The organism is Pseudomonas panipatensis (genome assembly GCF_900099785.1).
GTDB lineage: Bacteria > Pseudomonadota > Gammaproteobacteria > Pseudomonadales > Pseudomonadaceae > Pseudomonas > Pseudomonas panipatensis.
This window is the reverse complement of sequence record NZ_FNDS01000008.1, coordinates 167303-188401: the sequence shown is the minus strand read 5'-3', so window position 1 is coordinate 188401 and position 21099 is coordinate 167303. Positions and strand designations below refer to the sequence as shown.

General features: G+C 66.6%; 18 protein-coding genes. 9 read left to right on the top strand and 9 right to left on the bottom strand.

Translation table 11 applies throughout. The features are described 5' to 3' along the window. Positions 1-16: 16 nt before the first annotated feature. Positions 17-841 (bottom strand): HDOD domain-containing protein, encoded by an 825-nt coding sequence (locus tag BLQ74_RS19235; RefSeq protein WP_090265512.1) that lies wholly within the window; start codon positions 839-841, stop codon positions 17-19. 281 nt (positions 842-1122) lie between these two features. Here BLQ74_RS19235 and BLQ74_RS19230 point away from each other — a divergent pair, with 281 nt between their 5' ends. The 4 genes from BLQ74_RS19230 (at position 1123) to BLQ74_RS19215 (ending at position 6425) form a co-directional block, all read left to right on the top strand. After that, positions 1123-2319 (top strand): class I SAM-dependent rRNA methyltransferase, encoded by a 1197-nt coding sequence (locus BLQ74_RS19230; RefSeq protein ID WP_090265153.1) that lies wholly within the window; start codon positions 1123-1125, stop codon positions 2317-2319. Positions 2320-2561: 242 nt separating this feature from the next. Continuing rightward, positions 2562-4400 carry a dihydroxy-acid dehydratase gene (gene ilvD, locus BLQ74_RS19225; RefSeq protein WP_090265151.1) on the top strand — a complete coding sequence of 613 codons (1839 nt, stop codon included), beginning with the start codon at positions 2562-2564 and terminating at the stop codon, positions 4398-4400. A 119-nt stretch (positions 4401-4519) separates the two neighbouring features. Beyond that, on the top strand, positions 4520-5908 hold the full coding sequence (locus BLQ74_RS19220; RefSeq protein ID WP_090265149.1) for a nucleobase:cation symporter-2 family protein: 1389 nt from the start codon (positions 4520-4522) through the stop codon (positions 5906-5908). Between the two features lie 49 nt (positions 5909-5957). Next, complete coding sequence (locus tag BLQ74_RS19215; RefSeq protein WP_090265147.1) at positions 5958-6425, top strand: metallophosphoesterase family protein; 468 nt, start codon at positions 5958-5960, stop codon at positions 6423-6425. A gap of 74 nt (positions 6426-6499) precedes the next feature. On the opposite strand, the gene BLQ74_RS19210 is transcribed toward BLQ74_RS19215, so the two are convergent. After that, complete coding sequence (locus BLQ74_RS19210) at positions 6500-7873, bottom strand: GTPase/DUF3482 domain-containing protein (protein WP_090265145.1); 1374 nt, start codon at positions 7871-7873, stop codon at positions 6500-6502. After that, positions 7866-9257 carry a DUF2868 domain-containing protein gene (locus BLQ74_RS19205; protein WP_244507224.1) on the bottom strand — a complete coding sequence of 464 codons (1392 nt, stop codon included), beginning with the start codon at positions 9255-9257 and terminating at the stop codon, positions 7866-7868. The genes BLQ74_RS19210 and BLQ74_RS19205 overlap by 8 nt, the downstream gene beginning before the upstream one ends. Before the next feature lie 172 nt (positions 9258-9429). Here BLQ74_RS19205 and BLQ74_RS19200 point away from each other — a divergent pair, with 172 nt between their 5' ends. Continuing rightward, the gene (locus BLQ74_RS19200; RefSeq protein WP_090265141.1) at positions 9430-9951 is read left to right on the top strand and encodes a dihydrofolate reductase; all 522 of its coding nucleotides are present in this window, start codon (positions 9430-9432) and stop codon (positions 9949-9951) included. 167 nt (positions 9952-10118) lie between these two features. On the opposite strand, the gene BLQ74_RS19195 is transcribed toward BLQ74_RS19200, so the two are convergent. The 5 genes from BLQ74_RS19195 to hslO all read right to left on the bottom strand — a co-directional run bounded on the left by BLQ74_RS19195 (position 10119) and on the right by hslO (position 17199). Then, positions 10119-10721, bottom strand: a complete 603-nt coding sequence (locus tag BLQ74_RS19195; protein WP_090265139.1) for a nitroreductase family protein — start codon at positions 10719-10721, stop codon at positions 10119-10121. A gap of 137 nt (positions 10722-10858) precedes the next feature. Continuing rightward, the gene (locus tag BLQ74_RS19190; RefSeq protein ID WP_090265137.1) at positions 10859-12355 is read right to left on the bottom strand and encodes a flavin-containing monooxygenase; all 1497 of its coding nucleotides are present in this window, start codon (positions 12353-12355) and stop codon (positions 10859-10861) included. A gap of 97 nt (positions 12356-12452) precedes the next feature. Beyond that, complete coding sequence (locus BLQ74_RS19185; protein WP_090265135.1) at positions 12453-14408, bottom strand: RecQ family ATP-dependent DNA helicase; 1956 nt, start codon at positions 14406-14408, stop codon at positions 12453-12455. Between the two features lie 186 nt (positions 14409-14594). Further along, positions 14595-16136: a phosphoenolpyruvate carboxykinase gene (locus BLQ74_RS19180; protein ID WP_090265133.1), complete on the bottom strand. Its 1542-nt coding sequence runs from the start codon at positions 16134-16136 to the stop codon at positions 14595-14597. Positions 16137-16305: 169 nt separating this feature from the next. Continuing rightward, a complete protein-coding gene (gene hslO, locus BLQ74_RS19175; RefSeq protein WP_090265131.1) occupies positions 16306-17199 on the bottom strand; it encodes an Hsp33 family molecular chaperone HslO in 894 nt (297 codons plus the stop codon). A 118-nt stretch (positions 17200-17317) separates the two neighbouring features. On the opposite strand from hslO, the gene BLQ74_RS19170 reads away from it, so the two are divergent. After that, positions 17318-18118: a phosphatase PAP2 family protein gene (locus tag BLQ74_RS19170; RefSeq protein ID WP_090265130.1), complete on the top strand. Its 801-nt coding sequence runs from the start codon at positions 17318-17320 to the stop codon at positions 18116-18118. 72 nt (positions 18119-18190) lie between these two features. Here BLQ74_RS19170 and BLQ74_RS19165 read toward each other — a convergent pair whose 3' ends face one another. Beyond that, a complete protein-coding gene (locus tag BLQ74_RS19165; protein WP_090265128.1) occupies positions 18191-18583 on the bottom strand; it encodes an RNA-binding S4 domain-containing protein in 393 nt (130 codons plus the stop codon). Positions 18584-18701: 118 nt separating this feature from the next. Between BLQ74_RS19165 and rimB the strand changes: the two genes are divergently transcribed. The 3 genes from rimB to BLQ74_RS19150 all read left to right on the top strand — a co-directional run bounded on the left by rimB (position 18702) and on the right by BLQ74_RS19150 (position 21089). Continuing rightward, on the top strand, positions 18702-19178 hold the full coding sequence (gene rimB / locus BLQ74_RS19160; RefSeq protein ID WP_090265126.1) for a retropepsin-like aspartic endopeptidase RimB: 477 nt from the start codon (positions 18702-18704) through the stop codon (positions 19176-19178). Next, entirely contained in the window at positions 19175-20080 is a 906-nt protein-coding gene (rimK, locus tag BLQ74_RS19155) for a 30S ribosomal protein S6--L-glutamate ligase (protein WP_090265124.1), read from the top strand. Before rimB ends, rimK begins: the two co-directional genes overlap by 4 nt. Before the next feature lie 82 nt (positions 20081-20162). Further along, positions 20163-21089, top strand: coding sequence for a S66 peptidase family protein (locus BLQ74_RS19150; RefSeq protein WP_090265122.1), 927 nt, complete (start codon positions 20163-20165; stop codon positions 21087-21089). Positions 21090-21099: the final 10 nt, after the last annotated feature.

Sequence of the window (21099 nt, the reverse complement as noted above, 5' to 3'; positions counted from 1 at the left end):
TTTCATATCGGCAGAATCAGTAGCTGCCCTGCCCCACGCCCAGTTCGAGAATGCTCGACTTGAGGTTCTCGAACTCGTATTCGGTCAGACCGACGTAGTCCAGCACCTTGCTGCGGATGCTCTCCCACTCATGGTCTTCCGGCTGGTTGCCCAGCACCCGGTGCGAGCCGCAGATGTGCTCGGCCATCTTGAGGATCGCCAGCAGGTTCTTCAGTTGGGTGTCGCGGCTGCTTTCATCGCTGAACACCGAGAGCGCGTTGTGATGGTTGGCGATGGCCTCGCAGACGTGCTCCGGCAGGCGCCAGGAGCGCGCGGTGAAGTAACCGACCACCGCGTGGTTGGTGTTCAGCACGCGGTTCTCGGTGTCCACCACGCGGCGCTCGTCGCCGGCGCTGGCGTAGGCTTCTTCGAGCACCGCCATGTAGTGCGGGAAGCGCTTGAGCATCAGCGGAATGCCGCAGTTGTGGAACAACCCCAGGGCATAAGCCTCGTCCACCGACTCGTAGCCGATGCGCTTGGCCAGCGTCAGGCAGCTCATGGCCACGTCCTGGGCGGTATCCCAGAAGCGATTGAGGGTGACGATGGTGTCGTCGCTCATCTCGCCCTTGATCGACTGCGCGTTGATCAGGTTGATCACCGAGCGGCTGCCCAGCAGGTTCACCGCGCGCTGGATCGAGGTGATGCGATTGGCCAGGCCGAAGAACGGCGAATTCACCAGTTTGAGCAACGCCCCCGAAAGTCCCGGGTCCTGGCTGATCAGCTTGGCGATGGACTTCAGGTCGGGATTGGGCATCACCTGTTCCATCTGCAGATCGACCATGATCTGTGGTTGAGGCGGCACGCTGATGCCCTGCAATACCTGGCGGATCTGCTCGGCGGAAAGTTCGGGGGACATGGTGGCTGGGAGAAAGTTGACGGGGCGCACAGTTTAACCAGAGTCGTGGCCGGTCGAGCAGGGGGTATTTGTTGAAGATTCGTCAAAGCCAGCGCCAGCCTCCACCATCGGCACTGACCACGGAAGCTGGCCGCAGCCCCGCTACGCCGGCCGATCCCGCGCCAGCCGGACCTCGGCGCTACCCCGGCACGTTGCTATAATCGCGCTCTTTTTCCCGGAGCACCGCCATGACCCTGCCCAGCTTGCGTCTGAAAGCCAACGCCGAGCGCCGCCTGCGCGCCGGCCACCTGTGGGTCTACAGCAACGAAGTGGATGTCGCCGCCACCCCGCTGAACACCTTCGCCGCCGGCGAACAGGCGATCCTCGAAATGGCCAATGGCAAGCCGCTGGGCGTGGTCGCCATGAGCCCGAACAACCTGATCTGCGCCCGCCTGGTCTCCCGCGACGTCAAGCACGTTCTCGACAAATCGCTGCTGGTTCACCGCCTGAACGTTGCCCTCAGCCTGCGCGAGCGCCTCTTCGACAAGCCCTTCTACCGCCTGGTCTACGGTGACTCCGACCTGCTTCCCGGCTTGGTGGTGGACCGTTTCGGCGACGTACTGGTGGCGCAACTGGCCTCGGCGACCATGGAAAAGCACAAGGACGACGTGCTCGCCGCGCTGTTGCAGGTGATCAAGCCGAGCGCCGTGCTGTGGAAGAACGACTCCAGCGCGCGCGATGCCGAAGGCCTGGAGCGCTACGTGGCCAACGCCTATGGCGACGTGCCGGAGTGGGTCGCCCTGGAAGAGAACGGTGTGAAGTTCGAAGCGCCGGTGCTGGCCGGGCAGAAGACCGGCTGGTTCTACGACCACCGCATGAACCGCGCGCGCCTGGCGCCCTATGTCCAGGGCAAACGCGTGCTCGACCTGTTCAGCTACATCGGTGGCTGGGGCATCCAGGCCGCGGCCTTCGGCGCCAGTGAAGTGATGTGCGTCGATGCCTCCGGCTTCGCCCTCGATGGCGTCGAGCGCAACGCCACCCTCAACGGCCTGGCGGAGAAGGTCGCCTGCGTCGAAGGCGACGTGTTCGACGCCCTGCGCGAGCTGAAGGCTGCCGACGAGCGCTTCGACGTGGTCATCGCCGACCCGCCCGCCTTCATCAAGCGCAAGAAGGACCTGAAGAACGGCGAGGCCGCCTACCGCCGCCTCAACGAACAGGCCATGCGCCTGCTGAGCAAGGACGGCATCCTGGTCAGCGCCTCCTGCTCCATGCACCTGCCCGAGGACGACCTGCAGAACATCCTGCTCGGCAGCGCCCGCCACCTGGACCGCAATATCCAACTGCTCGAACGCGGCGGCCAGGGCCCGGACCACCCGGTGCACATGGCCATCCCGGAAACCCGCTACATCAAGAGCCTGACCTGCCGCCTGCTGCCCAACAGCTGACGAGCCGCGCAGCGCGACGCCCGACCGCCAGCCTTCCCCTGGCGGTCGGGGCCGGCGTAGAATCCGGGCATTCCTCGCCAACATCCCCCGGCGGGCCTGTGAGCCCCGGCCGCGCGGGCGGAGACCCCGCCCCGCCTTGCGGTCCCCTCCGAACATGCAGCTCCATCTGCCGTTTGCATGTGTTTCGTGCGACGCTCACGATACGACTCTTACCGATACCTGATTAGCCGCAGGAACTCGTCATGCCCGATTACCGTTCGAAGACCTCCACCCACGGCCGCAACATGGCCGGCGCCCGCGCCCTCTGGCGCGCCACCGGGATGAAGGACGAAGACTTCAAGAAACCGATCATCGCCATCGCCAACTCCTTCACCCAGTTCGTGCCCGGCCACGTGCACCTGAAGGACCTCGGCCAACTGGTCGCCCGCGAGATCGAAAAAGCCGGCGGCGTGGCCAAGGAGTTCAACACCATCGCGGTGGACGACGGCATCGCCATGGGCCATGACGGCATGCTCTATTCGCTGCCGAGCCGCGAGATCATCGCCGACTCCGTCGAGTACATGGTCAACGCCCACTGCGCCGACGCCATCGTCTGCATCTCCAACTGCGACAAGATCACCCCCGGCATGCTGATGGCCGCCCTGCGCCTGAACATCCCGGTGGTCTTCGTTTCCGGCGGTCCGATGGAAGCCGGCAAGACCAAGCTGGCCAGCCACGGCCTGGACCTGGTCGACGCCATGGTCGCGGCCGCCGACGACTCCTGCTCCGACGAGAAGGTCGCCGAGTACGAGCGCAGCGCCTGCCCGACCTGCGGCTCCTGCTCCGGCATGTTCACCGCCAACTCGATGAACTGCCTGACCGAAGCCCTGGGCCTGTCGCTGCCGGGCAACGGCTCGACCCTGGCCACCCACGCCGACCGCGAGCAACTGTTCCTGCGCGCCGGGCGCCTGGCCGTGGAACTCTGCCAGCGCTACTACGGCGAAGGCGACGACAGCGTGCTGCCGCGCAACGTCGCCAGCTTCAAGGCCTTCGAGAACGCCATGACCCTGGACATCGCCATGGGCGGCTCGACCAACACCATCCTGCACCTGCTGGCCGCGGCCCAGGAGGCGGACGTGCCCTTCGACCTGCGCGACATCGATCGCCTGTCGCGCAAGGTGCCGCAGCTGTGCAAGGTGGCGCCGAACATCCAGAAGTACCACATGGAAGACGTGCACCGCGCCGGCGGTATCTTCTCCATCCTCGGCGAACTGGCCCGTGGCGGCCTGCTGCACACCGACGTACCGACCGTGCACAGCCCGAGCATGGCCGACGCCATCGCCCAGTGGGACATCACCCAGACCCGCGACGAAGCCGTCCACACCTTCTTCCGGGCCGGCCCGGCAGGCATCCCGAGCCAGGTCGCGTTCAGCCAGTCGACCCGCTGGCCGACCCTCGACGACGACCGCGCCGAAGGCTGCATTCGCAGCGTCGAGCACGCCTACTCGAAGGAAGGCGGCCTGGCCGTGCTCTACGGCAACATCGCCCTCGACGGCTGCGTAGTGAAGACCGCCGGCGTGGATGAGTCCATCCATGTCTTCGAAGGCACCGCGAAGATCTACGAAAGCCAGGACGGCGCCGTGCGCGGCATCCTCGCCGACGAGGTCAAGCCGGGCGACATCGTGATCATCCGCTACGAAGGCCCGAAAGGCGGCCCGGGCATGCAGGAAATGCTCTACCCGACCTCCTACCTGAAGTCCAAGGGCCTGGGCAAAGCCTGCGCCCTGCTGACCGACGGCCGCTTCTCCGGCGGCACCTCCGGCCTGTCCATCGGCCACGCCTCTCCGGAAGCCGCCGCTGGCGGCGCCATCGGCCTGGTACAGGACGGCGACAAGGTCCTGATCGACATTCCCAATCGCTCGATCAACCTGCTGGTCAGCGACGAAGAACTGGCCGCCCGCCGCGTCGAACAGGACAAGAAAGGCTGGAAGCCGGCGCAACCGCGCGCGCGCAAGGTCAGCACCGCGCTGAAAGCCTACGCCCTGCTCGCCACCAGCGCCGACAAGGGCGCCGTGCGCAACAAGGCGCTGCTCGACGGCTGATCGCTCGCGCAGACAGAAAAAGCCCGGCCCATGCGCCGGGCTTTTTCTTGCCTGCCCTATGGCACTGGGCGGTCATCGCCGTGGCCAGTAGAATCCCGCTCTTTTTTCGGACTGCCGCCATGAGTTCCTTCGAAAACCCCGCCTCCGCCGACCCGGTACAGCACGACCTGGTCTACGGTCTGGAAGACCGCCCCGCGCTGCCCGTGGCCCTGCTCGCCGCGCTGCAGCACCTGCTGGCGATCATCGTGCCCATCGTCACCCCCGGCCTGCTGATCTGCCAGGCGCTAGGCGTCTCGGCCCATGACACCAACCTGATTCTGTCGATGTCGCTGGTCATCTCCGGCATCGCCACCTTCGTCCAGTGCAAGCGCTTCGGTCCCTTCGGCGCCGGACTGCTGATCGTCCAGGGCACCAGCTTCAACTTCGTCGGCCCGCTGATCGCCGGCGGCGCGCTGATGGTCAAGCAAGGCACGCCGGTCGAGGCCGTGATGGCCTCGATCTTCGGCGTGGTCATCGCCGGTTCCTTCGTCGAAATGGGCATCTCGCGCATCCTGCCTTTCGTCAAACGCCTGATCACCCCGCTGGTGACCGGCATCGTCGTGCTGATGATCGGCCTGACGCTGATCAAGGTCGGCCTGATCAGCATGGGCGGCGGCTTCTCGGCAATGGCCAACGGCACCTTCGCCAACGGCGAGAACCTGCTGCTGTCCGGCGTGGTGCTGGCGATCATCGTGCTGCTCAACCGCATCCCGGTGGTGTGGATGCGTAGCGGCGCCATCGTCATCGCCCTGGCGGTCGGCTACGCCCTGGCCGGTTACCTCGGCCGCCTGGACTTCACCGGCATGCACCAGGCCGCGCTGTTCCAGGTGCCGACCCCGCTGCACTTCGGCATCAGCTTCTCCTGGAGCCTGTTCATCCCGATGCTGGTGATCTACCTGGTCACCTCCCTGGAAGCCATCGGCGATGTCACCGCCACCAGCAAGGTGTCGAAGCAGCCGGTGGAAGGCCCGCTGTGGATGCAGCGGATCAAGGGCGGGGTACTGGTCAACGGCGCCAACTCGCTGCTGGCAGGGCTGTTCAATACCTTCCCCAGTTCGATCTTCGCGCAGAACAACGGCGTCATTCAGCTCACCGGCGTGGCCAGCCGCCACATCGGCGTGTGGCTGGCTCTGATGCTGGTGCTGCTGGGCCTGTTCCCCAGCGTCGCCGGGGTGATCCAGGCGGTGCCCGAGCCGGTGCTCGGCGGCGCGGCCATGGTGATGTTCGGCGCGGTCGCCGCCTCGGGCATCAACATCCTCGCCGGCATCCATCTGGATCGCCGCGCCCTGCTGATCATCGCCGTCAGCCTGGCCCTCGGCCTGGGTGTTTCGCAGGTGCCGGAATTCCTCGCGCACATGCCGCTGGCGCTGCGCAACGTGCTGGAATCCGGTGTCGCCACCGGCGGCATCTGCGCCCTGCTGCTGAACTGGTTCCTGCCGGAAGCGCCAGCGGCCAGCGCTCAACACTGAGTCCTCGACGACGCCACCCAGCGCTGGCGTCGTCGTTTATGCTGGGCGCATGAACAGTTCCCTGCGCCTCGGCGTGATCGCCGACACCCACGGCCTGCTGCGTCCCGAAGCCCTGGATGCCCTGCGCGGCTGCCAGCACCTACTGCACCTGGGCGACATCGGCAAACCGCAGATCCTCGCTGCCCTGCGCGAGCTGGCGCCGCTGCAGGCCGTGCGTGGCAACAACGACAGCGAGGCCTGGGCCGAGTCCCTCCCGGAAAGCCTCAGCCTGGTATTCGGCGGCCTGCACCTGTACCTGATCCACGACCTCAAACGGCTGGCCATCGACCCGCGCGCCGCGGGCATCGACCTGGTCCTCGCCGGCCACTCGCACCAGCCGCTGGACGAAGTCCGCGACGGCGTGCGCTATCTCAACCCCGGCAGCGCCGGGCCACGGCGCTTCAAACTGCCGATTTCGCTGGCGATCCTGACGATCGCCGAGGGCCGGATCGACGTGGAGATGATCAGCCTGGGATGAGCCAGGCGATCGCAGGCATGACACGCCCCCTCGGCAAACGTCAGGCATAAAGCAGAAGGCGTTATTTCATTGCCCTACGGCTCCAGCAGTTGCGTGGCGAGCGCCGCCACTTGCTCCTGGCGCTCGCTCTTTTCCACGCGCTTGCCGCCGTTGAGGGTCGACCATTCCGGGTGTGCGCGGGCCTTGCGCAGGGCATCCGGCAGCCTGCCTTCGCGCCATTGCTGGTCCTCCGGCGAAGCCACGCGGATCGCCTCCATGGCCGCATGGCCGCGCGCCTGCAGGGCCGCCAGCAACTGGCGCTGGCGCAGGGCGAGCAGGCGCAACACGCTGTCGTCCACCGAGAGTTCGCGCTGGCCCTTGAGCTTGCCGAGCAGGCGTTGACCATAATGGCCGACCGTCTGCCAGGCCCCACCGGCCAAGGCGCCGATGGCGGTAGCGGCGCCCAGGGTCAGGCCGCCGACCAGCAGGTCGATGCCGGCGCCGGCGGCGGCTCCGGCGGCCACCCCGCCGCCCAGGCGCACGCCGAGCTGGCGCAGGGTTTCCGGGTTGAACAGGTCATCGCCCCAGCGGCCATCGAGCAACGGCAGATCGGCGGCACGGGCGTCATCCTGGCGGAAGGCATAGAGCCGCAGCAGCGCCTGCACGCAGGCGTCCTCACGCTTGCGCACGCGACCGCGCAAGGCCTCGGTGGCGCGGCGGATGGCCTCGGCATCGCCGGGAACCAGGTTGCGGCAGGCGGCGACATCCACCAGCAGCTCGGCGATCAAGGTGGCGCCGGCCTCGCGGCGGGCGAGCGCCTGGGCCTCGTGATCGGCGATCAGTCGGTCCAATGGCGGCCGGGCCTTTTCCAGCAACAGGGCAAGGCTCTCATAGAGCCGCCGCTCGCCGTCCAGCGGCGGCGCCACGCTGTCGAAGCGCACCAGCGCGTGCAGGCCAAGGCGCGACAGGGCTTCGCGCCATTGCGCCTCGCGGTGCTCGGCGGAGGCGACGAAATTCAGTACCGGCAGCAGCGGTCGCGCGCAACCGGCGAGCACGGCCAGCTCGTCGCGGTACTTGGCCAGCACCGGCTCGCGGGCATCGATCACATAGAGCCCGGCATCGGAGGCAAGCAATTGGCGCAGCACCTTGGCCTCTTGCTCGAAGCGCCCGCGCGCCTCGCTGCCATCGAGGAAGCGCCGCAACTTGTCGGGGCCGTCCAGGCGCTCGCCGGGGCGCTCCAGGGCGTCCAGGTAGTCGCGCAGGGCGATGGCGTCCTCCAGCCCAGGGGTGTCGTAGAGTTCGAGCAGCGCCTGGCCGTCCACCGACAGTCGCGCGCCCTCGACATGCCGCGTGGTGCTCGGGCGATGGGAGACCTCGCCGAAGCCGACGTCGCGGGTCAGGGTGCGTAGCAGCGAGGTCTTGCCGACGTTGGTGTGGCCGACCACCGCCAGCTTGAGTGGCTCAGTCATGGCCGCTCTCCAGCCAGCTCATCGGCGCCGCGCTGCTGTGTGGCAGAGCCAGGGTATCGATGGCCGCGTGCCAATCGGCCAGGCGCGCGCTGTCCTGGCTGGCGCCCGGCGGTGGTTGCAGCAGCCAGACGCGGGTGGCGCCGGCGCAGCGCGACAGCTCGGCGATCAGCGCCAGGGTGCCGCGGTCCGGCGAACGCCGCGGGTCGCAGGCAATGGCCAGGCGGGCCGGCGGATAGCGGGTCAGTTGTTCGAGCAGACGACGGCGTTGGGCGCCATCGTCGAGCACGCCGGCGTCGGCCACCGCGCGCGGCAGTTTCGGCGGCCAGGGCTGGCTGTCATCCAGTTCGATGGCCACCAGCAGCGCCCCCTCGGCCACGGAGGCCGGCGCCTGCGCCTGCGCTTCGAACAGCGCGTCCGGCGCGGCGTCACTCACGCCGAGGCGCTCGCTGCTCGGCAGCAGGCGCTCGCGCAGCAGGCTGTAGCCGGGCAGCGCCAGGTCCAGGGCCAGGCCCGCGCGGCCACGTTGCCAGCGCCACAGGCAGAGCAGCCAGAGCGCCAGGCGCGGCAGTACGCCGTAGGCCAGCAGGATGCCGACCAGCCAGCCGGCCCAGGCGTGCCGCGCCGCCTCGCTGGCCACCAAGGCATCGCCGCTGGCGCGCACCAGCGCGCTGTCCGGCAGGGGGAAACCGACCAGCGCCGGCAGCGCGCCCAGGCCTTGAGTCAGGACGACGAAGGTGTCGCTGCCGAGAATGGTGGTTTCCCAGACAAAGCCGTAGCGCCGCGTCGACAGCAACGCCAGCAGCACCACCAGCGCCGCGCTCAGCGCCAGCAGCCAGAGGCCGTGGACCAGCATGCCGAGCACCCAGCGGGTCAGGCCCTGGCGCCCCAGCAACACCAGTAGCGCCGGGGCCAATTGCACAGCGTGGGCGTCGCGCGCTAGCTTGCCGCTCAACCACAGCCACAGGCGTCCGAGGGCGCCGGCCGCCTCGCCGCCCCCGAGCGCGAAACCGCAGGCCCAGCCCAGCAGCATCAGCAGATCGAGACCGAGCAGGCTGGCGATGGCCCAGAACACATTGACCGGGCGCTGCCCATCACCCAGCGCGGCCAGCGCCAGGCCGGCGCCACTGAACAGGGCAAGGACGATCAACAGGTAGAAAGCCAGGTGCGCGCCCTGCTTCCAGGTGCGCAGGGCCGTATCGAGCTGGTCGCGGCCGGCCAGCCACAGGGCGCGGGATTCGATGCGCCGGGCCAGGTCGCCACCGGCGGCGATGGCGCGACGGTTGGCTTCGGCGTCCTCCAGCGGGCCGGCGTGCTCCTCGCGCAGACGCACGGTTTCGCTCAGCCACAGACGATCGAAGGCGGAAGGTGGGGCGGTTACGCTCACGGGGGCTCCAGCAATCGGCTCTGAGCCGGAAGCATAACCGCTGCCGCCGCGCACGTCCGCCCGCGGCGGTAACATGCCGCGAGCGCGCACCGAACCAAGGAACGGCGCGAGCGGCGCAACGGCTGGTATTCTCTGCGCCTGAGCGCCCCCCGAACCCGAGACTGGAGCAACGATGGCCGAAGCCACTTCCCGACTGCCGCTGGCGATGATCGCCGCCCTCGCCGAGAACCGCGTGATAGGCGTGGACAACCGCCTGCCCTGGCACCTGCCGGCGGATCTCAAGCACTTCAAGGCGCTGACCTTGGGCAAACCGGTGATCATGGGCCGCAAGACCTGGGACTCGCTGGGCCGCCCGCTGCCCGGCCGGCTCAACCTGGTGGTCAGCCGCCAGGCCGACCTGCGACTGGAAGGCGCGGAAGTCTTCGCCGACCTGCACGCGGCCTTGCAGCGCGCCGAACAATGGGCTCGCGAAGAGGACGCCGAGGAACTGATGCTGATCGGCGGCGCCCAGCTCTACACCGAAGCCATGCCGCTGGCCGAGCGCCTCTACCTGACCCGCGTGGCCTTGAGCCCCGAGGGCGACGCGCACTTCCCCGAGCTGGACGAGAGTCGCTGGCACCTGGCTTCGAGCATCGAACACGCGGCGACGGCGGACACCCCGGCGTATGCCTTCGAGGTCTGGGAGCGGGTCTGAGGCGCCGCCCGCTGATCCGATGATGGAACGGCCTGGGCCGCTCCCGCCGCGCAGGCACACACGCCACCGAGCCGCAGCGCGGAGCCGCCGCCGGGAATCCTCGCCAGGTGCAACGCGCAGAAAAACGAAACGCGCCCGGAGGCGCGTTCGTTGGGGAGCGACAGGTCTCAGAAGCGGTCGCGGATCACCACTTCGTCCAGCGTCAGCTTGCCCACGCGCGGCTTGGGCGCCACGCTCTGCTTGCCGACCGCGACCATCAGGCCGATCACATGGTTTTCCGGCAGGTTGATCAGCTTGGCCACGGCGTCGAAATCGAAGCCGTCCATCGGGCAGGAGTCCAGGCCCTTGGCGCGCGCGGCGAGCATCAGGGTCTGCGCCATCAGGCCGCAGCTACGCATGGTTTCATCGCGCTGCACCTGCGGCTTGCCCCGGTAGTAGTTGTCGATGGCGCCAGCCATGTAGTCCTGCACTTCCTGGGGCGCGCCGTCCCAGACGCGGCGGGCGTTCTTTTCCCAGCTGTCGAGCTGGGCGCAGACCACCACCAGCAGCGACGCGTCGGTGACTTGCGCCTGCCCCCAGGCCACTTCACGGATGTTCTCGCGCAGCTTCGGATCGCTGACTTCGACCAGACGCACGTGCTGCAGGTTGAAGGCCGACGGCGCCAGCATGGCCAGTTGCAGCAGTTCATCCTTCTCTTCGCGGCTGAGGACGAAGGTCGAATCGTAACCTTTGACGGCGCGGCGGCTGCGGATGGCTTCTTCGATAAGCATGGAAAGACTCCTGTTGGATGGCTGGGTAACGAATGGCGGCCATGGTAAACCGCCCGCGCAGAGCCTTCAGGCAATTTTCCTGATGAAAATCATCGAAAGGAGAAAGCCGCGCCAGACGCGGCCGGAGGCAATGGGGTTCAACCCTCGACCGCGTTCAACGCCGGGTTGTCGCTGACGCCGGGCTTGGCGGAGGAAAACACCAGGTAGCCGTCCTCGACCTTGCCATGGCGCAGCAGCAAAAGGTCCAGTGCGTAGTTCTGGTAGAGCTTCCAGGGCATGCGGTCGCCCTGCTTGGGCATCCTCTCGGCGGCGCGCTGGATGTAGCCGGAGTTGAGGTTGAGGAAGGGCTCCGGCTGGACCTCGGCATGGCTGCGCGGCGTGCACTGGCGCATGCCGATGGCATCCATGTGCTTGATCAGGCGGCAGAAGTACTCGCTGGACAGGTCGGCCTTGAGCGTCCAACTGGCGTTGGTGTAGCCGATCACCGCGGCCAGGTTGGGCAGGTCGCGGAGCATGATGCCGCGGTAGCCCATGCTCTGGTTGATCTGGAACGGCCGGCCATCCACGGACAGCTCGGCGCCGCCGAACATCTGCAGATCTAGCCCGGTGGCGGTGACGATGATATCGGCTTCGAGCACCTCGCCGGACTTCAGACGAATGCCTTTGTCGCAGAAGCTGTCGATGTGCTCGGTGACAACCGAGGCCTTGCCCTGGCGCAGCGCCTTGAACAGATCGCCGTCGGGGACGCAGCAGACGCGCTCGTCCCAGGGCTTGTAGCGCGGGCTGAAGTGACGCATGTCGAAGCCCTCGCCGAGCTGGCGGCGGACCAGCCCCAGCAGCGCCTTGCGCACCAGGCCGGGGAATATCTTGGAGAGCTGGAAGAAGATCATCTGCATGGTCACGTTGCGCGCCCGCGCCTGGCGATAGACCCAGGACTCGGGGAGGAAGCGCCGCAGGAAATTCGTTAGGGGGTCTTTCTGCGGCAGGCTGATCACGTAGGACGGCGAGCGCTGCAGCATGCTGACGTGACGCGCCTTGTCGGTCAGCGCAGGCACCAGGGTGACGGCGGTGGCGCCGCTGCCGATGACCAGGATGCGCTTGTCGGCGTAGTCGAGGTCCTGCGGCCACAGTTGCGGGTGGATGACCGGCCCCTTGAACTCTTCGCGGCCTTTGAATTCCGGGGTGTAGCCGGCCTCGTAGCGGTAGTAGCCGGTGCACATGAAGAGGAACTGCGCGCTCATGCGAAGCGGCTCGGGATCGTCGCCACGCTGTACGCTGAGCTGCCAGCGCGCACTGTCGCTGCACCAGTCGGCCTTGAGCAGCCGATGGCGGTAGCGGATCTTCTGGTCGATGCCGTTTTCCCGCGCGGTCTCGACGATATAGCGGCGGATCGACGGGCCGTCGGCGATGGCCTTGGGGTCGCTCCAGGGTTTGAAGTTGTAGCCCAGGGTGTACATGTCCGAATCGGAGCGAATGCCCGGATAGCGGAACAGGTCCCAGGTGCCGCCCATCGCCTCGCGTCCCTCGAGCAGGGCGAAAGTCTTGCCCGGGCAGTGCTTCATCAGATGGTAGGCGGCGCCGACGCCGGACAGGCCGGCGCCAACGATCAGTACATCCAGGTGCTCGACGGACATGGGGGCTCCTCGGCCGGCAGACAGGGCTGCCTGGTTGAGTCTAGGAGGGAATTCCTACCCACACCCTACAAGGGACGCCCGCCAGGAACGCCCCACCCTAGGATGGGTGAGCCCCTTCGTCCCCGGCCGGCAGTTGCCACTCGATCCAGGCGTAGACCTGCTCGTAGGAATACCGCTCGAGCGCGGCGAAGCCCGGCAGGGTGCGGGCGCGCAGGCGGGTGAAGAACGGCATGCCGATACCACAGAGGAAACGGGTCACGCAGTCGGCGCTGGGCGGTACGCCCCTGGCAGCCTGGTACTTGTCGAGGAAGGCGCCGCAGCGGGTCCGAAGCGCCTGCCCGGCCAGTGTCGGCAACGCCGGCGGTTCCGGCAGGCGGGCGACCTGGCCGCGACACACCGAGCAATGTCCACAGTGCTCGGGCGCGCGCTCGTCGCCAAAGTAGCGCGCCAGACGCCGGCTCAGGCATTCGTCACTGGCGAACAAGGCGAGCATGGCGCCGATCCGCGCGATCTCGCTGCCCTCCTGGCGCTTGAAGTAGCGATACAGCGCTTCGCACAGCGCATCGAGGTCGAAGCCGGCATCGAGCACGCCGTAGACTTCGGTCATCTGCTGGCTTTCCAGCTCGATCCAGCCACGTTCCTGCAAGTACTCCAGCGCCCTGACCACTCGCCCGCGCTCGGCTCCGTGGCGCTCGTAGAGGGCGGCGAAGTCCAGGGTCGACCAGGTACGGGCGCGCGGCGAGGTGGTGAGAATGGCTTCGACGAACGCCCGGCGCTCGCCGTCGAAGTGGCCGAGCAACTCCTGAACGTCCACCAGGGTCTTGAAGCGGTACTCGGCGAAATAGCTGTGCCGCGGGACGATGATGCCGCGCAACTGCAGTTGCACCAGCAGGGTCTTGAGAGGCAGGGGACGGATGTTGGAGCGCTCCGACAGCGAGGAAAGCATCAGCTCCCACTGCCCTTCGCGAGCACTGGCGATCTCCTGCAACACGCACTGGATGCCCTCGCGCTCGGGGGTATCCCCATAAACGAAGTTCTCCAACACACTGAGGCTGTCGCGGTTGGCCAGTACCAGACAATCCGAGGGCTGGCCATCACGCCCGGCGCGGCCGATTTCCTGGCTGTAGTTCTCGATCGACTTGGGCAGGTCGAAGTGCACGACGTTGCGGATATCGCTCTTGTCGATGCCCATGCCGAACGCGATGGTGGCGACGATACAGTTCAGCGTGCCGGCCATGAAGCGCCGCTGCACCCGTTCGCGGTCGGCGTAGTCCATGCCGGCATGGTAGGCGCTGGCGGGAATGCCGTGCCCGCAAAGCTGCGCGGCCAATTCCTCGGCGGTCTTCTGCTGGGTCACGTAGACGATGCTGGGCTGCCCTGCGCGCGCGCCTAGCCACTCGACCAGGCGGGCGGTTCTGGCCGTTCCGCTGACGGGCTCCACCTGCAGGTTCAGGTTTGCCCGATAGAAGCCGGTGGTAATGACGTCGGCGGCGGCGATGGCGAACTTCTCGCGCATATCGGCGATCACCGCCGGCGTTGCCGTGGCGGTGAGCAAGAGTACCTGGGGAATACCGAATTGCTTCTGATAGTCCGGCAGCTTCAGGTAATCGGGGCGGAAGTTGTGCCCCCACTCGGAAATGCAATGGGCCTCATCCACCACCAGCAACGAGATCGGCACCTGGCCGATGAAGTGGCGAAAGCGCTCGTTCTTCAGGCGCTCCACCGAAATCATCAGGATCTTGAGTTCGCCGGACTTGGCGCGCGCCATGGTCGCCTGCACCTGCTCACGGCTCTGCGTCGAGTCGATGCTGGCCGCGGGAATGCCGCGAGCGGCAAGGAAGGCCAGTTGGTCCTGCATCAGCGCCAGCAGCGGTGAAACCACCAGGGTCAGATGCGGCAGCAGCACGGCCGGCAACTGATAGCAAAGCGATTTGCCGGAGCCGGTGGGAAAGATCGCCGCCACCGAACGGCCGGACAACACCGCCGAAACCGTTGCTTCCTGACCGGGCCGGAAGGCCCGGAATCCGAAGGTGCGTTCGAGGGAATCGAGCATGGAGGCTCTCCTTTTCTCACCATTGACGGACTTTTCATCCTAGGGGAGAGCTTTGTGGGAATTTTCCAGCTATGTGAGAGAAATTTCTCTTAGCTTTCCGCCGACCTTCACACACAAGCCAGGAGCATCAGACAGCCAAAAAAGAAAAAGCCGCCAAAAGGCGGCTTTTTCCGGGAACGCGCGCGCTTAGAGCTGCGGGCCGGCGTTCTTGATGGCGTCGCTCACGTCGAACTTCTTGAAGTTGTCGATGAACTTGGCGGCCAGGCCCTTGGCGGCTTCGTCGTAGGCAGCCTTGTCAGCCCAGGTGTTGCGCGGGTTGAGCAGGTTGGTCTCGACGCCCGGAACGGCCTTGGGCACGTCCAGGTTGATGATCGGCAGGTGCTCAGTTTCGACACCGACCAGCGCGCCACTCTGGATGGCAGCGATCACGCCACGGGTGGTCGGGATGTTGAAACGCTTGCCGACGCCGTAGCCACCGCCGGTCCAGCCGGTGTTGACCAGGTAGACCTTGGAACCGAAGGCCTTGATGCGCTTGATCAGCAGCTCGGCGTAGACACCGGCCGGACGCGGGAAGAAGGGCGCGCCGAAGCAGGTGGAGAAGGTCGACTTGATGCCGCCGCCGGAACCCATTTCGGTGGAGCCGACCAGCGCGGTGTAGCCGGACAGGAAGTGGTAGGCAGCCTGCTCGTTGTTCAGGATCGACACGGGCGGCAACACACCGGTCAGGTCGCAGGTCAGGAAGATCACGGCGTTGGGCTCGCCGCCGAGGTTCTTCTCGGAACGCTTCTCGACGTGCTCCAGCGGGTAGGCAGCGCGGGAGTTCTGGGTCAGGCGGTCATCGGCGTAGTCCGGGGTGCGCGCTTCGTCGAGCACCACGTTTTCCAGCACCGCGCCGAACTTGATGGCTTTCCAGATCACCGGTTCGTTCTTCTCGGAGAGGTCGATGCACTTGGCATAGCAACCGCCTTCGATGTTGAACACCACGCCCTCGCCCCAGCCGTGTTCGTCGTCACCGATCAGGTAACGGCTTTCGTCGGCGGACAGGGTGGTCTTGCCGGTGCCGGACAGGCCGAAGAACAGGGTCACGTCGCCCTGCTCGCCGATGTTGGCGGCGCAGTGCATCGGCAGCACGTCTTTTTCCGGCAGCAGGTAGTTCTGCACGGAGAACATGGCCTTCTTCATTTCACCGGCGTAGCGCATGCCGGCGATCAGCACCTTCTTCTCGGCGAAATTGAGGATCACGCAGCCATCGGAGTTGGTGCCGTCACGCTCGGGCACGCACTCGAAGTTGGCGACGTTGAGGACCTGCCACTCGCCGCGGCCGGCCGGGTTGTACTGTTCCGGGTTGATGAACAGGGCGCGGCCGAACAGGTTCTGCCAGGCGGTAGCGGTGATCATCTTGACCGGCAGGTAGTGATCGGCGGCGGAGCCTACATGAACGTGGGAAACGAAGTGTTCCTGGGCGTTGTTGAAGGCAATGACGCGATCCCAGAGGGCATCGAACTTGTCGGCCGGGAACGGGCGGTTGATGGCGCCCCAGGCAATGGAGTCCTTGCTGCCGGGCTCTTCGACGATGTAGCGATCGATAGGCGAGCGGCCGGTGCGGTGGCCGGTTTCCACCACCAGCGAGCCGTTGTCGGCCAGTCGGCCTTCGCCGCGGCGAATGGCTTCTTCGACCAGTTGGGCAACGCTGATATCGGTGTACACGGCTTTATTGGCTTGCGTCATGTGGGTCCCCGTCGGCCAGAGGCCGAGTCCTCCAAACATTGCGTAGTGACTTCTAATTCCCACTACCGCGGAAAAAAGTCGCGGGATTATGCCAGAAAAGGTCAGTTCAGGTGCAGCCTCTGATCCACTGATAGCGCCAAGCGTTCGGCTATCGCCCCTGTAACGGCGATCAATGGCGGGTTTCTGACGGCGCGGCGCTGCCGCCGCCAGCGAACAACTGGGCGATATCACTGCCGTCGAAACGGTAGCGCTGGTTGCAGAACTGGCAGTCGACGGTGATCTCGCCACCCAGCTCGCCGAGCAGGCGTTCGGCATCCTCGTGGCCCAGGCTGACCAGGGCATTGGCCGAGCGCTCGCGCGAGCAACTGCAACGGAACACCAGCGGCTGCGGCTCGAACAGGCGCAGGTCCTCTTCGTGATAGAGGCGGTGCAGCAGGGTCTGGTTATCCAGGCCGAGCAGTTCTTCGGCGGTCAGGGTATCGGCCAGGGTGGTGACATGCTGCCAACTGGCTTCGCGGGCTTCGGTGTCTTTCAGACGGTCGGCCGGCAGCTGCTGCAACAGTAGGCCACGGGCGTGCCGGCTGTCGGCATTGAGCCAGAAACGCGTAGGCAATTGCTCGGAAGTGGCGAAGTAGCCGGACAGGCATTCCGCGAGGTTCACCCCCTCCAGCGGCACGATGCCCTGGTAACGCTGGCCGTTCTTCGGGTCCACCGTCAGGGTCAGCACGCCATCGGGCATCAGTTCGCGCAGGCCGGCGTCTTCACCGATCCGCTCGCCGTCGTAACGCGCCAGGCCGCGCACTTCACGCTCACTGGAGCACTCGACCATCAACAGCGGCACGGCGCCGCTGGAGCGCGCCTGCAGCACCAGCAGACCCTCGAACTTCAAGGTGCCGCAGAGCAGCGCCGCGGCGGCGAGCATCTCGCCAAGCAATTGGGCGACCGGCTGCGGATAGGGATGCTTGGCCAGTACCTCGGCGAAGCTGCGTTCGAGCGCCACCATCTCACCGCGAACATCGGTGTTGTCGAAAAGGAAACGCTGACTTTGATCGATCTGGGACATGCTGGGCACAACGCTGGCGATAGCAGAAGGGAATGACAAGCCGATGGCAAAGGCCTATAAAGCGCGCTTTGCAACACCAGCCCGCACCTGGGGCTGCATGAAAAGGGGTATCGATTTTATGGAGAAAGGCTCTCCGTTCCAAGCCACCTGGTCCTGGCGACCATTCATCGCCTGTCATCTACTGGCCCTGGCCCTGCTGCTGCTCTGGCTTTGGGCTCCCAGCCGCGCGGCGATGGATCTCTTCGACTTCAGCCTGTTCCAGGCCCTGAACGCGCCACTGGCGAGCAACGAGACCTGGCGTGGCATCTGGGCCGTGGCCAGCACCCGGCCGTTCGACGCCCTGGTCGGGGTGATCCTGCTCTGCCTGCTGATTCGCGGCGACTGGGTGTTCAAGGCCGCCCAGGCGCGCGCCGCGACCTTCGGCTTCATCGCCACGCTGATCCTGCTGGTGGTGGTCCGCGTGCTCTACGCCAAGCTGGCCCGACACCTGGACTGGCAGCACGACAGCATCTCGACCGTCGCCCAGGGAGCCGTACACCTGGCCAGCTACTTCCCGAGCTGGGACAACAGTCTGTTCGAGATCAAGGACCAGTCCGCGCGCAGCTTCCCCGGCGACCATGCCTCGGTGCTGCTGATCTGGGCGCTCTTCCTCACCCTGTTCGCCCGCAACGCCCTGCAATGGCTGGTGATCTGGGGCCTGGCCCTGCTGTTCATGCTGCCGCGTCTGGTCGCCGGCGCCCATTGGGGGCAGGACGACTATATAGGTGGCGTACAGATGGCCCTGCTGGCGCTGGCCTGGAGCTGCTTCACGCCGTTCGCCGCCTGGGCCAGCAACGCCCTGGTGCGCCTCAGCGATCCGCTGTTCCGTCTGCTGGTGAAAATCCCGCTGCTGAACAAGCTGAGCGTGATCGCCGCCTGATTCGCCATGGGCTGGAGGAGCGCGCTCGCAGGGCGAGCCGCTCCTGGTCGACGCGGGAGGCGTCCCAGCGCCTCACTCCCAGTCGCGGAAGTGCTGCAACTGGCGACGCTGTTTCTTGCTCGGCCGACCATCGGTCTGCAGGCCGAGGGCGCCAGCCTTGCGCAGCGCGGCGGCTTCTTCGCGACGCTTCAGGCTGTCGGCGGTTTCCTCATAGAGCTGCTGCGCCTCGGGCGCGCCACGACGCACCACGGACAGCGCCTTGACCACCACGGTGCGCTCGTCGAAACCGGTGCGCAGCACGTATTCCTCGCCGATCTTCGGCTCCTTGCCCGGCTTGCAGCGCTCGCCCCGGCAATGCACCTTGCCGCCCTCGATGGCTTCCTTGGCCAGCGCGCGGGTCTTATAGAAACGCGCCGCCCACAGCCACTTGTCCAGGCGTACCTTGTCGTCGTCTTTCTCGCTCACGGCCTGTCTTCCTACCTCTGCAACCTTGGCAGTCTACCCTCGGCACGACGTTCCCGGCAGGCCCCTGGCGGGCGCCAACGGCCCTGCTAGAATGCGGCAAACTCCTGGGAAGCCAGCCTTGAAAACCTTCGACCACCTCTCCGTGATCGGCCTGCGCGAGTGGATTGCCCTTCCCGAACTGGGCATGGTCGGCCTGCGCGCGAAAATCGACACCGGCGCCAGCACTTCCAGCCTGCATGCCAGCGATATCGTCACCTTCCATCGCGACGGCCGCGACTGGGTGCGCTTCACCGCCCACCTCGGCACCCAGGTACAGCGCCGCCACCGCTGCGAAGCGCCGCTGGTGACGATGAAGACCATCAAAAGCTCCAACGGCCAGAGCCAGACCCGCTATGTGATCCGCACCACCCTGGCCCTCGGCGACCGTGCCTGGCCGGTGGAGTTCACCCTGGCCTGCCGCAAGACCATGCGCTATCGCGTCCTGCTCGGCTCCAAGGCGTTGATCCAGGGCCAACTGGTGGTCAACCCGGCGCAAGCCTATGTCCAGGACAAACCCCTCATCATGGTTACCGCCCCGCTCTCAGGTGCTCAATGAAAATTGCCGTGCTGTCGCGCAATCCGCGTCTGTATTCCACCCGTCGGCTGGTGGAGGCCGGACAACAACGCGGGCATGAGATGGTGGTGATCGACACCCTGCGCGCCTACATGAACATCGCCAGCCACAAGCCGCAGATCCACTACCGCGGCCAACCGCTGGAAGGCTTCGACGCGGTGATTCCGCGCATCGGCGCCTCGGTGACCTTCTATGGCTGCGCGGTGCTGCGCCAGTTCGAGATGATGGGCGTGTTCCCGCTCAACGAGTCGGTGGCCATCGCCCGCTCACGGGACAAACTGCGCTCGCTGCAACTGCTCTCGCGCAAGGGCATCGGCCTGCCGATCACCGGTTTCGCGCACTCCCCGGACGATGTGCCCGACCTGATCCAGATGGTCGGTGGCGCGCCGCTGGTGATCAAGTTGCTGGAGGGCACCCAGGGTGTCGGGGTCGTGCTGGCGGAGACGCAGAAAGCCGCCGAGTCGGTACTGGAAGCCTTCATGGGACTCAAGCACAACATCATGGTGCAGGAGTACATCAAGGAAGCCGGCGGCGCCGACATCCGCTGTTTCGTGGTCGGCGACAAGGTCATCGCCGCGATGAAACGCCAGGCCGCGCCGGGAGAGTTTCGCTCCAACCTGCATCGCGGCGGCAACGCCAGCCTGATCAAGATCACCCCGGAAGAGCGCATGACCGCCATCCGCGCCGCCCGGATCATGGGCCTGAAGGTCGCCGGGGTGGACATCCTGCGTTCCAACCACGGCCCGCTGGTGATGGAGGTGAACTCCTCGCCAGGCCTGGAAGGCATCGAGACCACCACCGGCAAGGACATCGCCGGGGTGATCATCGAATACCTGGAAAAGAACAACGGCCCCCACCTGGTCCGCACCCAGGGCAAGGGCTGAGCCGGGGCGCCGACGGCGCACGAAGTCCCGCAAGGGATGCCCATTCGCGCAACCGCGCCTCTTCACTCCGCCGAACAGAGCCATGCCCAAATCCCCCCGCCCCGCCGAACTGACCTGGTCCCCCATCGAAGGCCGCGTCGCCCTGGTCTCGCCCGCCTCCGCGGTCGCCGAGGAAGTCCTCGAAGCGACCCTGCGGCAACTCGAAGTCTTCGCTATCGACTATCACCTGGGCGCCCATGCCGATGGTCGTTACCGCTACCTGGCCGGCACGCTGGAGCAACGCCTGGAGGACTTCCACCAGGCCTTCGAGCTGGACGGCGTGAGCGCGGTCTGGTGCCTGCGCGGCGGCTATGGCTGCGCGCAACTGGTGCCGAAACTGGACTGGGCGCGCCTGAAAGCCGCCACGCCGCGCCCGCTGATCGGCTTCTCGGATATTTCCATCCTGCTCAGCGCCTTCCACCGCCAGGGCTTGCCGGCGATCCACGGCCCCGTCGCCAGCGCCCTTGGCCTGCAGCCCCTGAGCGCGCCCAGCGAACAGCGCGAACGCCTGGCCTCGCTGGCTTCGGTCAGCCGCCTGCTGGCCGGCCAGGAGCAGCGCCTGCCCGCCAGTCACCTGAGCGGCCCCAAGGGCGCCGTGGAAGGACAACTGATCGGCGGCAACCTCACCGCCCTGGCGAGCACCGCCGGCACTGCCGCGGCGCTCCACGCGCCAGCGGGCGCGATCCTGGTTCTGGAAGATGTCGGCGAGCCCTACTACCGCCTGGAGCGCAGCCTCTGGCAATTGCTGCAGAGCATCGATGCGGCACGGCTTGGCGCGGTGTGCCTGGGCACCTTCACCGACTGCCCGCGGAAAAACGTCGCCCACAGCCTGGAAGAGATTTTCGCGGAGTACCTGCAGCCGCTCGGCGTACCGCTTTACCACCAGCTACCCAGCGGACACGGCGCGCACAATCGCGCCTGGCCCTATGGCCGCCTGGCGCGCCTGGATGGCCATGGCTTGAGCTGGTGACGGCCGCCCG

What these genes read in the sequence shown, in the direction of transcription:
- BLQ74_RS19230 (WP_090265153.1), top strand. Translation starts at nt 1,123, where the DNA reads ATGACCCTGCCCAGCTTGCGTCTGAAAGCCAACGCCGAGCGCCGCCTG.
- ilvD (WP_090265151.1), top strand. Translation starts at nt 2,562, where the DNA reads ATGCCCGATTACCGTTCGAAGACCTCCACCCACGGCCGCAACATGGCC.
- BLQ74_RS19220 (WP_090265149.1), top strand. Translation starts at nt 4,520, where the DNA reads ATGAGTTCCTTCGAAAACCCCGCCTCCGCCGACCCGGTACAGCACGAC.
- BLQ74_RS19215 (WP_090265147.1), top strand. Translation starts at nt 5,958, where the DNA reads ATGAACAGTTCCCTGCGCCTCGGCGTGATCGCCGACACCCACGGCCTG.
- BLQ74_RS19210 (WP_090265145.1), bottom strand. Translation starts at nt 7,873, where the DNA reads ATGACTGAGCCACTCAAGCTGGCGGTGGTCGGCCACACCAACGTCGGC.
- BLQ74_RS19200 (WP_090265141.1), top strand. Translation starts at nt 9,430, where the DNA reads ATGGCCGAAGCCACTTCCCGACTGCCGCTGGCGATGATCGCCGCCCTC.
- BLQ74_RS19195 (WP_090265139.1), bottom strand. Translation starts at nt 10,721, where the DNA reads ATGCTTATCGAAGAAGCCATCCGCAGCCGCCGCGCCGTCAAAGGTTAC.
- BLQ74_RS19190 (WP_090265137.1), bottom strand. Translation starts at nt 12,355, where the DNA reads ATGTCCGTCGAGCACCTGGATGTACTGATCGTTGGCGCCGGCCTGTCC.
- BLQ74_RS19185 (WP_090265135.1), bottom strand. Translation starts at nt 14,408, where the DNA reads ATGCTCGATTCCCTCGAACGCACCTTCGGATTCCGGGCCTTCCGGCCC.
- BLQ74_RS19180 (WP_090265133.1), bottom strand. Translation starts at nt 16,136, where the DNA reads ATGACGCAAGCCAATAAAGCCGTGTACACCGATATCAGCGTTGCCCAA.
- hslO (WP_090265131.1), bottom strand. Translation starts at nt 17,199, where the DNA reads ATGTCCCAGATCGATCAAAGTCAGCGTTTCCTTTTCGACAACACCGAT.
- BLQ74_RS19170 (WP_090265130.1), top strand. Translation starts at nt 17,318, where the DNA reads ATGGAGAAAGGCTCTCCGTTCCAAGCCACCTGGTCCTGGCGACCATTC.
- rimK (WP_090265124.1), top strand. Translation starts at nt 19,175, where the DNA reads ATGAAAATTGCCGTGCTGTCGCGCAATCCGCGTCTGTATTCCACCCGT.
- BLQ74_RS19150 (WP_090265122.1), top strand. Translation starts at nt 20,163, where the DNA reads ATGCCCAAATCCCCCCGCCCCGCCGAACTGACCTGGTCCCCCATCGAA.